Genomic DNA, 803 nt, shown 5'->3' on the forward strand with positions numbered 1-803 from the left:
CGCTACAGAATCCTCCTCCGGTCTCGCTGTCCGGTCGAATCGGCGGTTATGTGCCGCTACAGCTGGGCGCGGATTTCCTGGCGATTGAAGAAGGGCGGCTGGCCAACGAAGAGCCGCTATCCTTGATTATTCCTGCGTCGTCCAGCGTGCAGGCAATGCCCGATTCCAATCAGGCAGTGAAGTTGGCGCTCGACAGCCTCAGCACCCTGTTGATCAGTGATTTCCAGGCGCGCATGGCCATGGATAAAGTGGGTTGGCTGGATGCGGCGATCACCATTAAAGGGATAAACCCGCAAAGAAAAAATCTGCCGGTAGTGTTTAACTACACACACCGGGAAAACGTGTTGGCGTTGATGCGCAGCTTGCGCATTGGCGATGAAATCACTGAACAACTGCGTACGGAGAATCGATGATGAAACAACTCGGGCTGGGCACGGTGTTGCTGGCCGGGTGGCTGTTGGCGGCTTGCACGCCCACGGTGGCCCTGAAAGCACCGGAAGAACCCATCACCATTAATCTGAACGTGAAGATCAATCATGAAATCCGTTTGAAAGTGGAAAAGGATATCGATCAATTATTCAGTGAAGAAAGCGACCTGTTTTAAGGAGTAGGGACAATGAAAATTGTAAAGACCATGATTGCCACCCTGACCCTGCTGCTGAGCATGGCGGCGTTTGCGCTGGATCTGGATGCGGCGAAAAGCCAGGGGCTGGTCGGTGAGCAGACTGATGGCTACCTGGGCGTTGTGAAGGCAACACCTGCCGCCGTTGAGCTTGCAGCAGAGATTAATCAGAAGCGTCGCG

3 protein-coding genes are annotated in these 803 nt (G+C 54.3%); all 3 read left to right on the forward strand.

Annotated elements, in window-relative coordinates:
- The coding region (locus tag A3730_RS08520) for a YdbH domain-containing protein (RefSeq protein ID WP_197477376.1) at nucleotides 1–413 on the forward strand (413 nt) is incomplete at its 5' end.
- A complete protein-coding gene (locus A3730_RS08525) occupies nucleotides 410–604 on the forward strand; it encodes a YnbE family lipoprotein (RefSeq protein ID WP_063520373.1) in 195 nt (64 codons plus the stop codon). The genes A3730_RS08520 and A3730_RS08525, both read left to right, overlap by 4 nt.
- Nucleotides 605–616: 12 nt before the next feature.
- Nucleotides 617–803: DUF1318 domain-containing protein (locus A3730_RS08530; RefSeq protein ID WP_156501084.1), on the forward strand; the 187-nt coding region annotated here is incomplete at its 3' end.

This window comes from Alcanivorax sp. HI0044, assembly GCF_001634945.1.

What these genes read in the sequence shown, in the direction of transcription:
- A3730_RS08525 (WP_063520373.1), top strand. Translation starts at nt 410, where the DNA reads ATGATGAAACAACTCGGGCTGGGCACGGTGTTGCTGGCCGGGTGGCTG.